At 40.1% G+C, this 15,981-nt stretch carries 11 protein-coding genes; 5 read left to right on the top strand and 6 right to left on the bottom strand.

Annotated features, from left to right (window positions below):
- Window positions 1-145: 145 nt before the first annotated feature.
- Entirely contained in the window at window positions 146-694 is a 549-nt protein-coding gene (gene folE / locus F886_RS15545; RefSeq protein ID WP_001187844.1) for a GTP cyclohydrolase I FolE, read from the bottom strand.
- Between the two features lie 260 nt (window positions 695-954).
- On the opposite strand from folE, the gene xdhA reads away from it, so the two are divergent.
- Genes xdhA through xdhC form a run of 3 tightly spaced genes read left to right on the top strand, consistent with a single transcriptional unit; the run spans window position 955 to window position 5,821 of the window.
- Window positions 955-2,454 (top strand): xanthine dehydrogenase small subunit, encoded by a 1,500-nt coding sequence (xdhA, locus tag F886_RS15540; RefSeq protein ID WP_005307216.1) that lies wholly within the window; start codon window positions 955-957, stop codon window positions 2,452-2,454.
- Between the two features lies 1 nt (window position 2,455).
- Entirely contained in the window at window positions 2,456-4,831 is a 2,376-nt protein-coding gene (gene xdhB, locus F886_RS15535) for a xanthine dehydrogenase molybdopterin binding subunit (RefSeq protein ID WP_005307214.1), read from the top strand.
- Window positions 4,832-4,837: 6 nt separating this feature from the next.
- Entirely contained in the window at window positions 4,838-5,821 is a 984-nt protein-coding gene (xdhC, locus tag F886_RS15530) for a xanthine dehydrogenase accessory protein XdhC (protein ID WP_005307213.1), read from the top strand.
- A 10-nt stretch (window positions 5,822-5,831) separates the two neighbouring features.
- On the opposite strand, the gene F886_RS15525 is transcribed toward xdhC, so the two are convergent.
- The 3 genes from F886_RS15525 to trpD are packed head-to-tail and all read right to left on the bottom strand — an operon-like array spanning window position 5,832 to window position 8,402.
- Window positions 5,832-6,527, bottom strand: a complete 696-nt coding sequence (locus tag F886_RS15525) for a Smr/MutS family protein (RefSeq protein WP_005307211.1) — start codon at window positions 6,525-6,527, stop codon at window positions 5,832-5,834.
- Window positions 6,528-6,536: 9 nt separating this feature from the next.
- On the bottom strand, window positions 6,537-7,343 hold the full coding sequence (trpC, locus tag F886_RS15520; RefSeq protein WP_005307209.1) for an indole-3-glycerol phosphate synthase TrpC: 807 nt from the start codon (window positions 7,341-7,343) through the stop codon (window positions 6,537-6,539).
- Window positions 7,344-7,352: 9 nt separating this feature from the next.
- Window positions 7,353-8,402, bottom strand: a complete 1,050-nt coding sequence (gene trpD, locus F886_RS15515; protein WP_081402286.1) for an anthranilate phosphoribosyltransferase — start codon at window positions 8,400-8,402, stop codon at window positions 7,353-7,355.
- Between the two features lie 357 nt (window positions 8,403-8,759).
- Here trpD and F886_RS15510 point away from each other — a divergent pair, with 357 nt between their 5' ends.
- Both F886_RS15510 and F886_RS15505 read left to right on the top strand, forming a co-directional pair.
- Window positions 8,760-11,492 (top strand): TonB-dependent receptor plug domain-containing protein, encoded by a 2,733-nt coding sequence (locus tag F886_RS15510; protein ID WP_005307204.1) that lies wholly within the window; start codon window positions 8,760-8,762, stop codon window positions 11,490-11,492.
- A 13-nt stretch (window positions 11,493-11,505) separates the two neighbouring features.
- Window positions 11,506-14,271, top strand: coding sequence for a M1 family metallopeptidase (locus F886_RS15505; RefSeq protein WP_081402195.1), 2,766 nt, complete (start codon window positions 11,506-11,508; stop codon window positions 14,269-14,271).
- A gap of 97 nt (window positions 14,272-14,368) precedes the next feature.
- Here the strand turns inward: F886_RS15505 and F886_RS15500 are convergent, their stop codons facing one another.
- Entirely contained in the window at window positions 14,369-14,953 is a 585-nt protein-coding gene (locus F886_RS15500) for an anthranilate synthase component II (RefSeq protein ID WP_005307201.1), read from the bottom strand.
- 246 nt (window positions 14,954-15,199) lie between these two features.
- Window positions 15,200-15,661 (bottom strand): GNAT family N-acetyltransferase, encoded by a 462-nt coding sequence (locus tag F886_RS15495; protein WP_005307197.1) that lies wholly within the window; start codon window positions 15,659-15,661, stop codon window positions 15,200-15,202.
- Window positions 15,662-15,981: the final 320 nt, after the last annotated feature.

The raw sequence follows: 15,981 nt of genomic DNA, 5'->3' as shown, positions 1-15,981 counted from the left end.
TAACTCATAAATTATTTAAAATTAAAGATGTGTACTTTTATAACAAAAATCACATAATTTGATTGTTATGTTTTATAGAGTAAGTGCTTTATCTAAATATAAAAAAAGCCCAACTGAGTCGGGCTTTTTTGCAGTAGTTACCAGATTAATAGCTTTCTGGTACTGCACTTAAAAATTCACGGCGTGCTTCTTTGTCAGTTTTAAAATCTCCGACAAAAGAAACTGTACGAGTTGTAGATTCCTGTTTACCTACACCACGCATCATCATACACATATGTGCTGAATCGATCACGACAGCAACACCACGTGCGCCAGTCACTTCAGCGACAGCTTCAGCAATTTGCTGAGTTAAATTTTCTTGAATTTGCAAACGACGAGCAAACATCTCGGTAATACGTGCAAATTTAGATAAGCCAAGAACTTTGCCTTCTGGTAAATAGGCAACATGAACACGGCCATAGAACGGGAGGAGATGATGTTCGCAAAGCGAATAGAATTCAATATTCTTCACCAATACCATTTCATGGTTATCTGATGGGAAAACCGCATTATTGGTGACTTCTTCTAAAGTTTTACTATAGCCAGAAGTTAAATATGAAAAAGCTTTAGCCGCACGCACAGGCGTATCTTTAAGGCCGGGACGATTAAGGTCTTCACCGACGGCAGTCAGAATGTTTGCGTACGATTGCTGCATTGACATAAGGCGTATAAATTTACTCTATTAGACAAGCTCGGCATTGTATCAGAAACATGCCCTGATGTTCATAACTCGTCGCACTATATTTATCCTGTTCGGCGCACATTAGATAAATGGTGAATAAATTTCATGTTTTTTATCGTTAATAGTCAATTATTTGAGCATGAAATGTGCAACTAATATGGGTAAGTTATAAATGATCGCCTGATGGCATCATATTTGCAAATATGCCGTACTATAGAGCATAAGGATAAAACATGTCAGAACGTCCAATCACCTTTTTTTTTCGTGGTAGTCAGCAACAAGTAGAAAATGTATTACCCACAATGACAGTCTTACAATTCTTGCGAGAATATACTCAATCGGGTAAGACTCGGCAGACTGGTACAAAAGAGGGCTGTGCTGAGGGCGATTGTGGTGCATGTACCGTAGTGATTGGTGAGTTGGTCAATGACAATCTGCAATTGCGCAGTGTGAATGCGTGTATTCAGTTTTTACCGACTTTAGATGGTAAAGCCCTATTTACAGTAGAAGATCTGCATAATTTATTGCCTGCACAAGATGGAACACTTCACCCGGTACAACAGGCAATGGTGGATATGCATGGTTCACAATGTGGTTTTTGTACGCCCGGTTTTATCATGTCGCTATGGTCAATGTACGAAAATGAACAACATTCTCCAAGCAAAGATAAAATCAGTGATTATCTTTCTGGAAATTTATGTCGCTGTACAGGCTATCGTCCTATTTTAGATGCAGCACAAAAAGCTTATGACTATCCACGTGTTGTATTAGAACGCCAAAAAATAATTGATGTATTAAAAGAGATCAAAATATTACCTGCATTACATTTAAATGATCATGGTCAACAATTCTTTGCACCAAAGACTTTGCTGGATTTTGCCGCATTACGTTTGCAGTTACCGCAAGCACGAATTGTTGCAGGTAGTACAGATGTCGGTTTGTGGGTAACAAAGCAGGGCCGTGATTTGGGCGATATGCTTTATATTGGTCAGGTGGAAGAGCTGAAAAAGATTGTAGTCACAGACCATACTTTAACGATTGGGGCAAATGTCAGTTTGAGTGATGCACTCATCAAAATTTCAGAGTTTTATCCTGACTTTCAAGAATTACAGCGTCGTTTTGCCTCAATGCCTATTAAAAATGCAGGAACCCTAGGTGGAAATATTGCCAATGGTTCGCCTATTGGTGACTCAATGCCAGCATTAATTACGCTAGGTACACACTTAATTTTGCGCGTAGGTGAACAGACTCGTGAAATTGGACTGGAAGACTTTTATTTAGATTATCAAAAATCAGCATTACAGCTTGGTGAGTTTGTTGAAGCAGTTGTTATTCCGCTTCGCGAAGGACAGACGCGTTTTAAATTTGCTAGCTATAAAATTGCTAAACGTTTTGAGCAAGATATTTCTGCGGTATGTGCGGCCATTTCATGTGAGTTAGATACTTATCATGTCGCTCACAATATCAGAATTGCTTTTGGTGGCATGGCTGCTATTCCCAAACGTGCAAAATATGCAGAAGCCATATTGGAAGGTCAGCAACTTACAGCAGAATTGATCGTTCAGGCTCAAGAGGCATTATCGCAAGACTATCAACCTTTAGATGATGGACGTGCTAGCTCGGCATATCGGTTACACGTCGCGAAAAACTGTTTACAGCGTTTTTATGTAGAAAAAGTCCTGTCTAAAACGATTACTCGTGTGAATGACTTGATTGCTATGGTGGAGATCTAACATGAACCAAACCATTGACTTAAGAGTTTCTAAAAAATCCGCTAAAGCAGGCGACTCGATTCCACACGAGAGCGCCCATTTACATGTGACTGGGCAGGCGACCTATATCGATGATTTACCAGAGCTTGAGAATACCCTGCATCTGGCGGTCGGATTTTCAAATTGTGCTAAAGGTAAAATCAGTAAGTTTGATTTGGATGCAGTACGTCAGGCTGACGGTGTCCATGCAGTTTTTTCGGCAAAGGATATTGAGGTTGAAAATAATTGGGGACCCATTGTAAAAGATGATCCAATTTTTGCCGAAGAGCAGGTTGAGTTTTATGGCCAAGCCTTGTTTGTGGTTGTGGCTGAGAGTTATCAGCAAGCCCGTCAGGCAGTTCGCTTAGCAAAAATTGAGTATGTGCCTGAAACTCCAATTTTAACGATTCATGATGCGATTGAAAAAGAATCGTGGGTGTTACCGCCTGTTGAATTTAGTCATGGTGAAGTTGAACAGGCATTTCAAAATGCAGCCCATCAACTTTCAGGTGCGATTGAGCTTGGCGGCCAAGAGCATTTTTATTTAGAAGGTCAGATTTCCTATGCGATTCCACAAGAAAATCAGAGCTTAAAAGTCTATTGCTCGACACAACATCCAACCGAAATGCAGCTGCTGATTTGTCATGCATTAGGCATGAATATGCATCAGGTCAGTGTGGAAAGTCGCCGTATGGGTGGTGGTTTTGGCGGTAAAGAATCACAGTCGGCGCAGTGGGCATGCATTGCATCTTTGGCAGCACAAAAAACAGGCTGTCCTTGTAAATTACGTTTAGATCGTGATGATGACATGAGTGCTACAGGAAAACGTCATGGTTTTGCTTATGAGTGGTCTGTGGCCTTTGATGACAGTGGTGTTTTACAAGGCTTAAAGGTACAACTGGCTTCAAACTGTGGGTTTTCGGCTGATCTTTCTGGGCCAGTAAATGAACGTGCGATTTGCCATATTGGCAACGCCTATTATTTAAATGCAGTTGAGCTACGTAACTTACGTTGTAAAACCAACACTGTGTCCAATACCGCATACCGTGGTTTTGGTGGACCGCAAGGCATGTTTGTGATTGAAAATATTATTGATGATATTGCTCGTTATTTAGGTTGTGACCCAGTTGAAATTCGGCAGCGTAATTTCTTTGCCGAGCAGTCCGGTTCTGGACGTGACCGTATGCACTATGGGGCAGAAGTCCGTGATAATGTTGCGCCAAAATTGGTAGCCGAATTATTGCAAAGTAGTGATTATGCGAAACGCAAACAGAGCATTCATGCCTTTAATCAGAGCAATGACATCATTAAGCGTGGTATTGCGTTAACCCCATTAATGTTCGGTATTTCGTTTAACGCCGTGCATTACAATCAGGCGGGTGCACTGGTCTATGTATATATGGATGGTACTGTTTCTATTACCCATGGCGGTACAGAAATGGGACAGGGTTTATATACCAAAGTACGTCAGGTTGCTGCGCATGAGCTGGGTCTACCAATCGATAGTGTTCGCTTAATTGCAACCGATACTTCTCGTGTGCCAAATACTTCGGCAACTGCAGCATCGAGTGGAGCAGATTTAAATGGTAAAGCGGTTCAAAATGCCTGTATTAAAATTCGTGAGCGTCTGGCAAAACTTGCAGCTGAAATAAGTGACAGTGATGCTGACCAAGTCCAGTTTGAAGATAGTATGGTTTCAACAGCGAATGGTCATTCATGGACCTTTCCTGATTTGGTTCAACGGGCATATATGGCGCGTGTACAACTATGGGACAGCGGTTTTTATAAAACGCCAGAAATTCACTATGATCAGGTCAACCATTTAGGGCGTCCATTTTTCTATTATGCCTATGGTGCAGCGGTCAGTGAGGTCGCAATAGATACGCTAACTGGCGAAATGAAAGTATTACGTGCCGACATTTTGCATGACGTCGGACGGTCAATTAACCCTGCAATTGATATTGGGCAAATTGAAGGTGGTTTTGTACAAGGGATAGGGTGGCTCACGACAGAAGAGCTATATTGGCAGCCACAAGGACCACACGCAGGCCGCTTGTTTACCCATGCACCTTCAACTTATAAAATCCCAACCAGTGTGGATATTCCTCATATTTTTAATATCAAACTGTTTAATAATCAAAATCAGGCAGACACTATCTACCGTTCCAAAGCGGTAGGTGAACCTCCATTTATGTTGGCATTATCTGTTTTTTCTGCAATTCGTCAGGCGGTACAGGCAGCTATTCCAGAAAATGCGCCGCTCGTACTCAATGCTCCAGCAACTGCCGAAGAAATTTTACGTGCAATTGCGATTGGACGGGGACAAGCTTTGGCTGCTCGCCCACAAGCTAAAATGTAGAAGATTATGCAACATTTACAATGGTGGACTGATTTTGTAGCGTGGCAAGTCGATGCTCTACCTATGGTATTGGTCACAGTGGTCCGCGCTGATGGTTCAACACCACGAGAAGTTGGTGCAACCATGTTATTACGGTTTAATTTGCAACAGCAATGGCAGCAGTCCGATACGATTGGTGGTGGGCATTTAGAATTTCAGGCTATTGATATTGCTAAAGCAATGTTAAAAGAAACGGAAACTTATGTGAGGCGTATTGAACGCTTTAACCTCAGTGCTCGGCTGGGACAGTGTTGTGGCGGAGTAATGTGGTTATTGTTTGAAAAAATATCATCCGCTGAGATCGCATCGGATTTATCTGTGAGTTTGCAAGCATGGCGAGCCGGAAAGCATGTATGGCGTACGGTCTCGCATCAATATGCGTCCACTTGGCAGACTATGAATATAGAACAACACCTAAGTTTCGAGTTTCATTCTGGCAGTAGTGAAGAATGGCAATTTGGGCAGCAGATTCAACCTTATGCCATGCAAGTACTGATTTGTGGAGCAGGGCATGTGGGGGAAGCAATTGTCCGTTGTTTATTGCCTATTGGTGTTCGGGTGAAATGGATTGATTCGAGGGATGATATTTTCCCATCAGACTTACTGGAACAGGTGCAATGTTTAACGACTGATACGCTTGAAGCCGAAATTGAGCATTTTGACCGTTCAGGTGCAGTTTTAATTTTAACTCATGATCATCAATTAGATTTGCAACTGTGTTTTACAGCCTTGAAACCTGAGGCAAAACCATTTGCTTATGTTGGGATGATTGGCTCAAAAAGTAAAAGGGCTATTTTTGAAAAGCGTATGCAAATACGTGGTTATACTCAGGAAACATTACAACGTTTGGTTTGCCCGATCGGGATAGAAGGAATTTCAGCGAAACAACCTGCAATGATTGCTGTTGCAGTAGTTGCTCAATTATTGCAGGTGTTTGATGTAAAGAAATGATCTTTTAAGATCATTTCTTTTGTTCGAATTTTGGATTTTTTTCTGCACGTTTAAGCAGAACGAGAACGGCACCTGTGCCACCTTGATTTTCTGGCGCACTTACAAAAGCCAAAACATCGCGGTGTTGACGTAACCATCCGTTGACATAGGTTTTTAAGACTGCTTCTGGGCCTTTGCCATGCACGATTTTGATGACATTTTGATTTTCATCTTTTGCCATCTGAATAATTTGTAAAACTGCGTCACGTGCTTGCTCAATGGTACAGCCGTGTAAATCTACAGCTTCAAACCAACGCATCTTGCCTGCTTTTAAGTCTTCAAAAACCTTATGTTGAAGAGTCGCAATGCGATAACTTAACGTTGCTTGGCTTGCCACAGGATTTAAAGCAGCTTGTGTATCAGATAGTTCGGCATGCTCAGTGTCACGACCACCTTCGGCAGCTGCACGTTTAGCTAATGTTTGAGCATCAACTTTTCTGGCGCGAGGAACTCTAACATCAGCAATATTACTATTATTGATGGGCTTAACACCTGCTACAGCGCTTTGAAACAGATTTGCATTTTCCAATTCTTCAGACTCAGCCTGAGGTTGTTTGGTCTCAGGCTGACTTGCGATTTTGCTTGAATGAGGATTGGAGATTTGCTTTTTAAATTGCTTCAATAACTTTTGTTGCTCTTTAGAAAGCGATGAATCTTTATTACTCATATATCTTCATTAAACCGTTTGAGGTTGTCCAAAAAGGGCAGTAAAAGCTTGATCTGGACGTGGTTGTTTCATAAAACTTTCGCCGACCAAGAAGCTATGAATATCATGCTCTTGCATCATGCGCACATCATCTGGTGTCGCAATACCGCTTTCAGTGATTAATAAACGTGAGGCCGGAAGTAATTTTTTCAATCGAATGGATGTATTTAAATCCACATCAAACGTTTTTAAATTACGGTTATTCACACCTAATAAACATTGCTCAGAAAGCTTTAAAGCGCGTTCCATTTCTTCTTCGTCATGAACTTCAACTAATACATCGAGTTGATGTTCAAACGCAGTTTTAGACATTTCTTCGAGTTGCTGGTCAGACAAACATGCAACAATTAATAAAATACAGTCAGCATGCAAAGCACGTGCTTCAACTACATTATATGGGTCAATCAGAAAGTCTTTACGTAAAGCAGGTAGGGCACAATGATTACGGGCAATCGCAATATTTTCATCTGCACCTTGAAAGAAATCAACATCGGTCAATACCGATAAACATGCTGCTCCAGCTTGTTCATATTGCTCTGCAATTTCAGCAGGATTAAAATCTGCGCGAATAATTCCTTTTGATGGAGACGCTTTTTTAATTTCAGCAATCACACCCGGACGTTTATGTTTTAAAGCATTTGCAAAGCCACGCACTGGAGTCGCAGCTTTTGCTAATTCTTCAACATCTTGCAAATTACGTTGTTTTAAACGCGCAGCAAGTTCCTCATGTTTACGGTCAACAATTTTACCTAAAATGGTATTTTGAATATTAATCATGAGAAGTCCTTAATCTGCCTGACATTGTTTTAATGTTTTGGTAAATTCAGCCAAAACACTCATTTTTTCTAAAGCTTGTCCGCCATAAATAATATCTTGCGCGAATGTAACAGCCTGAGCATAAGTCTTGGTAATGCCAGCTACATAAATACCTGCACCTGCATTAAGCGCAATCATGTTTGCTGCTTTTTCACCAATATCGGATTTATTTTTGCTTAAAGCATCTTTAATCAATTTTAGACTTGCCGATGCATCAGCAACCACCAAACCACTTAAGGTTTGTGACTCAATTCCGACATCTTCAGGATTAAGCGTCCATTCAGTAACTTCACCATCTTTCAGTTCGGCAACAGCAGTAGGAGCAGCAAGACTGATTTCATCAAGACCATCTTTTGAATGAACGACCATCACGTGTTCAGCACCGAGTTGCTTCATAACTTCAGCAATTGGGCGGCAAAGTTCATCTGAAAATACACCAATCACAAAGCGTTTCACGCCCGCTGGATTCGTAAGCGGCCCCAGTAAATTGAAAATACTGCGGACACCAAGCTCACGACGTGGCCCAGCAGCGTATTTCATTGCTTTATGATGGTTTGGTGCAAACAAGAAACCTATACCCATTTCACGGATACAGCGTTCGGTTTGTTGCATATCTAAATCAAGATGAATACCTGCTTGTTCAAGTAGGTCTGATGAGCCTGATTTACTCGAAACACCACGGTTACCATGTTTTGCAATGGTTGCACCGGCTGCCGCAATCACAAAGCTTGAAGCCGTAGAGACATTAAATAAGTTTTGCCCATCGCCGCCAGTCCCCACAATATCAACTAAATGTTTGATATCACTGACATCAATTTTAATCGCAAATTCACGCATGACACGTGCAGCTGCAGTCATTTCATCAATACTTTCACCCTTCATGCGTAAGCCCATCATTAAAGCACCAATTTGTGCTTCAGTTGCCTCACCTTGCATGATGCTGCGCATGATGTCTTCCATTTGAGGCTGAGTCAAATGAATGTTTTTGGTAATGTGGTTGAGCGCCTGTTGGATATTCATAGTCATGATTTACAGCATTAATGATTGAAATTTTTAGGTGAAGTTGATCAAGAGTGGAAGGTTCGGCTTGTTGCGTTCCATGATTCACTAGCTACGGGGAGCTATGTTAGCAGAAAATAATCAAAGATTTTTGTTGTTCGATCATAGTTTTAAAAATTTTGCTCGTTTCTTACTTTAGTTTGATTAATAAACAGAATTTATTTATGGAAAAAGGTTTTAGTTTATTGTGAGTTTTTATGATAAATAATTAACCATTTGGTATATCTTAAACGCAAATATACCTAGGAAAAATGTGTATAAATCAATCAAATTAAAGTGGATATATTAGGGCAATCTTTATTTTGTCTACTAATAAATATGTATTTAAATAACTTGAAATATCTAGGGACGTTAAAAAATAAGCGCTCATTTATTTTTGTATTTATTGCACTTTTTCATCCATTAGAAAGCTATGCACAAGAAACTGTAGAGCAACCACAAAACCAAGCTAAACCAGATAAAGTAGTTCGTGTTGCAGTAACAGGCTCAAGGATTTCAAAAGCACAAAAAGATGGCCCGACCAGTGTCACCGTAATTACCGCAGCCGATATTGAAAAACAAGGTTTTAGTAATGCATTTGATGCACTCAATAATTTGACGCAGAACACGGGTTTTGTACAAGGTGCCGATTATGGAAATACTTTTACACCTGCGGCTAATGCCATTAGTTTACGAGGCTTAGGGCCTAATCATACTTTAACTTTGATTAATGGACATCGGGTTGCAGACTATCCTGTACCTTATGATGGCTCTGTCAATTTCGTAAATTTAGCCAATATTCCAACTGCGATTATTGATCGTATTGAAATATTAAACGGTGGCGCTTCTGCAATTTATGGTTCAGATGCGATTGCAGGCGTGGTGAATATTATTCTGAAAAAGAAAACAGACGGCACACAATTTAATATCAAGGCAGGCGGAACCAAAGAAGGCGGTGAAAATTTACGTTTACAACTGAGTGGTAGTAAAACTTTAGACAAGCTTAGTCTCGTATATGGGATTGAACTCAGCGGCCGTGAACCGATATGGGCAGCCGATCGAGATTTTATGAAGAGCCGAACTCGTTTAGGAGAAAAACCAGACACTATTGTGGGTCGTAAAAATGCTGATACTGGTAAATATCTTTCAATTGGTGGGTGTCAGGCCTTTAATGGTTTATTTAACGGATCAGTCAATAATATTGGACAAGCAGGGGCAGACAATTGTGCCAGTGGTTTGGCTCGACCGACTTATTGGACTGTTCAAACTCAAAATCGCAGTCAAAATGGTTATCTCGGTTTAGATTATGAGTTAAATGATAAAACTCAATTATTTGCAGATTTTTTGATTGGGGCAAATCAAATTGAAAACAATACCCGTAGTCCGACATGGACTTCTTTAGCTGCAACGAGTGGTTATTTCCTAAATCAAGATTCGGGAAATTATGAAATTTGGAATCGCCGTTTTGCACCTGAAGAATTAGGTGGGGTAGAACGAATAAATAAAAAATGGAAAGAACTTTCTTCTAACTTAAATTTTGGAATTCGAGGCGATATTGGAGAGACGAGCTGGAGTTATGAAGCAGCCTATAATGGTTCTATTTATACCAGTCAGCTACGCCGTCAAGGCTTATTACGCTCGAATGTTGATGAATATTTCTTAGGTCAGCAACTTGGTACAGATGCAGATGGCATTCCTATTTATTCACCTCATTTAGATCGTTTAAGTCGACCACTCACAGCAAGTGAATTTGAAAGTATTTCGGGCACAACAAAAGAAAAAGATAAGTCGTGGGCACAAAGTTTAACCTTAAGCGCGAATGGTGACGTATTTAAGCTACCTGCAGGAACTGCCAAACTTGCGGCTGTGGCTGAAATTGGGCGTCAAGGCTTCTCGATTAAGCCAGATGAGGCGATCGAAAATGGTGAATATTATAATTTAAGCTCTAGTGGCGAATATGGCGGTACACGTACCCGCCAAGCACTTGGCGCAGAATTATTCTTACCCTTAGCAAAACCGTTAAATTTAACCCTGTCTGGACGCTATGACCGTTATGCTTTGTCAGATAACAGTATTGATAAGCTAACTTTCGGTTCGGGTCTCGAGTTTAGACCACATCCGACTTTATTGGTGCGTGGTAACTACGCGACCAGCTTTCGTGCACCAGATATGAACTATTTGTTTTTAAATAAGCAAAAAGGTTATTTCCCAAGTACGACCGATTATTTACGTTGTAGCCAAACGGGACAACCTTTAGATAAATGTAGCTTTAAAGATTACGCACCTGGGGCGAACTACACTTTAACCGGAAACAAAGAGCTAAAACCTGAAGAGGGTAAATCTTATGGTGCAGGCTTTGTTTGGTCACCAACCAATAAATTTGATATCAGCGTCGATTACTGGGATATCAAAATTGATAATCTTGTGACCAACTTAAGTGAGGACAAAATTCTACGCTTAGAAGCAGATTGTCGTTTAGGCAACCAAGATATTAACTCTGCAGCCTGTATTGATGCATTAGCACGTGTGGAGCGTAACCCTGCAAATGCAGTTGTCGACCCAAATGTGATTAAGAATATAAATATCGTTCCGATTAATGCTGCATCAGACCATACCCGTGGGATTGATTTCACTAGCAGATGGCGCTGGAAAACAGACAGCTTTGGTAACTTTCTCTGGACAATCAATTATAGCCGTGTACTAGAACATGAATATCAACAATCAAAAGATGGCGAGAAAGATGATTACTTAAAAGATTTAACTATTCCGGATTGGCGTGACCGTTTTAATACCAGTCTCAGCTGGAGCTTTGGTGATTGGGCATCAACAGTATTAGTTAATCGTTATGGCAAAATTCCAAACGGCGACCAAACTGTTTACTTAAGCCCAACGTATTTGGTGAACTGGAGCGGTACTTATCAAATCTCTCCAAAAGCTTCTGCTTCAATCATTATTAATAACTTGTTTGACAAAGTGAAACGAGATGACACAGGCGGTTGGCCGTATTATCCGGTAGGATCATATTCGCCATTCGGCCGTCAAGGTTGGTTGGAGTTTAACTATAAATTCTAAGAATGATGTATGGATGCAGCGAAGTGGTACAGCAATTGCTGCATCTTTTTATTTAAAACTACAGAGGATAAAACCCCTTATGTTGGTCAAGCCTTCATTTAAAAAAAGATTACTACTTACAACATTATTATCTTTATCGGCAACACAGATTTTTGCATCGAATAACAGTGAACAAATCCCGATTGGTAAATTACCCGAGTGGGTTATACCCGAATCTTATGATTTAGATTTTAAGATTGATCCCGCACAAAAAGGCTATACCGGTAAAACCACTATCCATTTAAAGCTGGCTCAAGCCACAGATCACATCTGGATTCATGGTAAATCTTTGACGGTGAAAGATGTGAATATCACATCGGCAGAGGGTGCTAAAACCAAAGCAAAATATGAGCAAGCCTCCGAGGTTGATGGGGTGAGTAAAATTAAATTTGCCAAGACCTTGCCAGCAGGCCAGTATCAACTCGTTCTAGATTTTAATGCGGCGTATGACCAACAGCTCGACGGTATTTATAAAATCGAGTTTGAAGGCAAGCCTTATGTGATGACACAAATGGAAGCAATTAGTGCACGCCAGTCATTTCCGTCATTTGATGAGCCACGTTTTAAAACGCCGTTTAATATTCGTTTGACGATTCCAAGCAAATATTCAGGTTTTGCCAATACCCAACAAACGTCAGAGCAAGCAGAAAAGTCGGGTTGGAAAACACTCAGTTTTGCACAAACCAAACCACTACCAACGTATTTACTTGCACTGGCTGTTGGACCGTGGCAATTACAAAAAGGGCCAGATATTGGGGCGACCTCATGGCGTAAGCAGCCAATCCAGTTACGTGGTATTGCGCCTGATGCTAAAGCTGAAAAAATGCAGCATGCCTTATCTGAAACGCCAGCCATTTTAAAAACTTTAGAAGATTATTTTGCCTTTGGTTATCCATTTGACAAGTTAGATTTACTTGCAGCACCAGACTTTGCAGCTGGAGCCATGGAGAACCCGGGGCTAATTACTTTTAGAGACTATCTAATGTTATTAGATAAGGACTCACCAGTCTCTTTTGTACAGAATTCATTTAATGTCAATGCACATGAGCTGGCACATCAATGGTTCGGTGATGTGGTCACGATGCCGTGGTGGGATGATCTGTGGCTCAATGAATCCTTTGCCACATGGATGCAAAGTAAAATCACTCAAAAACTACATCCCGAATTTAATGCTGACCTAGAACGTATTGCAGATACTGCTGATGCGATGAAAAGTGATAGTTTAGTGAGTGTACGTCGTATTCGTCAGCCTATTTTAAGCAATGCCGATATTCAAACTGCTTTTGATGGCATTACATACCAAAAAGGTGCGGCTGTTTTAAATATGTTTGAAAGCTATTTGGGCGAAGAAAAATTCAAACAAGGCGTACGCAATTATATTAATAAGCACCAATATGGTAATGCGACAGCCAATGATTTAATTAGCGCTTTAGCAGAGCAGTCTGAGCAAGGTGAGCGCTTTGCCAAAGCGATGAAAAGTTTCCTTGATCAACCGGGTGTACCTTTAATTAATACTTCACTACAGCAAGAAGGCAATAAAGTCTTTTTAAATGTGAAGCAAACTCGTTATTTACCTGTGGGCTCAAAAGGTGATGCAAGAAGCCTCTGGGGCGTACCGTTATGTGTACGTTATGAAGTTCCAAATGCAGCCAGTAAGGTCCAGTGTGAGCTGGTAGACCAAGCAGAAGCTAAGATTGAACTCAAAGGTGCTAGCCTTGGCAGTTGGTATATTCCAAATGCAGATGCGGCAGGGTATTACCAATTCAGTTTGCCTCAAAAAGAGTTTACTCGTCTAACTGCCGCTACAGAGAAGCTTTCTAACAGTGAACAGTTGGCCTACGCCTACGCGATTTCAGCGGCATTTAACCATGGCGATATTAATTTATTGGCTGTCGTAGATGCTGCCAAGAAATTTGCCAATTCAAATAGCCGACAAATTAGTACAGCGCTGTTTTCTCAGTTAAGTACCATTCATCGTCATGTGTTGAAAACGGAAGCTGAACGTGAACATTTTAGAAAAGTCTTGGCCAATTTATATTTACCAAAATTAAATCAGTTGGGTTATGTAAACAAAAAAGATGAATCAGCCGAAGACAGTTTATGGCGTAGCGAGTTAGTTAAGTTTCTTGCTTTAGATATTCAAGTTCCCGAAGTCCGTACACAACTGTTAAAACAGTCAGATGCACTCTTTGCTCAAAAGCAGCTTAACTTTGCGCAAGTAACACCTGAATTATTACCAACCATTTTAGCTGTTCGTGTACAAGAAAAAGGCCAAGCTGCTTTTGATCGTTTATCGGGAGAGTTACAACGCGTGACTCAACCGACACAACGTCTTGCGATTCTTACAGCCCTAGGTTCAGCAAATCAAGAAGCAACACGCCAACAAGCACGACAGTTGATTTTGAACCCGCGTGTTAAAGTCGGTGAAGTTCGTACTGTGGTTAACTCCATCAATAATTATGGAGATGAACAAGGTGGCTTATGGTCTTGGTTTAAGGTAAATCATGACGCCGTATTTGATCGTTTAGGTAAATCTTCGGCTGGGCGTTTTCCTGCAATGTTCAGTGGGGCAGCATGTACCCAACAACAGGCAGTACAGTTAAATGACTTTTTTGCACCACGAACTAAAGAATTGGTTGGGGTAGAAAGAGGATTGAAACAAACCAAAGAACGTATTCAACTCTGCGAATCTTTGGTGGCTAAACAAGATGGATCAATTGTGCAACAGTTAAAGTTGTAATTGATTCAGCCATGAAAAAAGCCAACTGATCGCAGTTGGCTTTTTTTATTCAGGGTTCTTATCAAATTACTTTTAAAATAATCTATTTACGGCTGTCTTATGCATAAATATCTAAAAAGTTTTTAAAGATTTGATGGCCATGTTGACTCAAGATCGACTCGGGATGGAACTGCACACCTTCAACAGGTAGTGTTTTATGTTTAACACCCATGATTTCTTCCATTGAGCCATCTGCTTCATTGGTCCAGCACGTTACTTCAAGGCAATCAGGCAGTGTTTGCTGATCAATCACCAATGAATGATAACGAGTTGCCGAGAATGGACTAGGCAGATTACTGAAAATACCTTTATTGCTGTGGTACATATCAGATAAACGTCCGTGCATCACCGTTTTGGCTCTTACAATTTTTCCGCCAAAAGCTTGCCCGATACTTTGATGTCCTAAACACACGCCAAGCAAAGGAATTTTTCCGGCAAAGTGATTAATTGCAGGAATTGAAATACCTGCTTCGCTTGGAGAGCAAGGACCAGGACCAATCACGAGGTATTTTGGTTGCCATCGTTCAATATCCTCTAATGTGACTTGATCATTGCGAACAACTTTTACTTCCTGATCCAACTCGCCAAAATACTGGACGATGTTGTAGGTAAAAGAGTCGTAATTGTCGATCATTAGAAGCATTTTGAGTCTAACCTCTTGATATATGGTATTTATTTAAATAACAGTTTAAATTTTTACCCGTTTAATTACCCGCTTTTAGTATCTCACTAAAATTTTGGGTAAAAATAAAGCCGCTATCTAAGCGGCTAATGTACCAGAATTTCCTTGTCTTGTAATAACTTCATGCTCTATTGCTAGCAAAAGCATATTAATAATTATAAGTTGATGTATTTCTTAAACTAAAAAAGAGTAGGGAAAATCGATAATTTAATTTGAAACTGCCTCCGTGTTATCAGGCAAAAGTTGCCACACAAAATTTTCTTGATTCAGTGGAGTAAAGCCCATTTGTTTATAGAAACCTGAGGCTGTACTGGTAAGTAACATAATTCTGCGAAGTTTAAGTGTTTGCAAGTGTTCTAAGCAGCATTCCATTAACCATAGCCCTAAGCCCATTTTTTGAAATTCATCGATCACAAAAACATCTTTTACATAAGCAAAGGTTGCATAATCTGTAATGATTCGAGCAAGACCAATTTGTTGGTTGTTCGGATCATATAACCCAAAGCATAAACTGTTTTGTATGGCGGTTTGTATTGTTTCTAAATCAATCCCTTTTGCCCATTTTGAATGGTATAAAAAAGAATGAATCACTTCTATGTCTAGCTTAGAAGGATCTGTAGAAACAGTATAATGATCATCACGTGTGACTGCGAAATTGGATACCTGCATAGGGAAACCCTTTAATTCAAAGAAACATTGAATACGGTTAAAAATAGCATAGTGCTTACAAAGTTTTCTTCAAACTACCTCTTTATAGTTACCATTATGTTTCGTAATCACTAATAAAAATTAAAAATTGCTTGATGGCTAATAGTTGAAGGGCTATTGATGAAAAATTTCGCTTCACTTTATTTTTTAGAAAAAAACGGCACTTTCTTATTAGAACTTTATTTAACTCAATCAGCTTTGATACATCTTAATTTGTTGGAAAATAAAGATAACTACAACTCAGGCAAAATAAGATTGTTATTAGAAATAGAAAATTATTC

The organism is Acinetobacter sp. NIPH 542 (genome assembly GCF_000369825.1).
Classification (GTDB): Bacteria; Pseudomonadota; Gammaproteobacteria; order Pseudomonadales; family Moraxellaceae; genus Acinetobacter; species Acinetobacter oleivorans.
The sequence above is the reverse complement of the archived record's forward strand: the minus strand, read 5'-3'. Positions and strand labels throughout refer to the sequence as shown.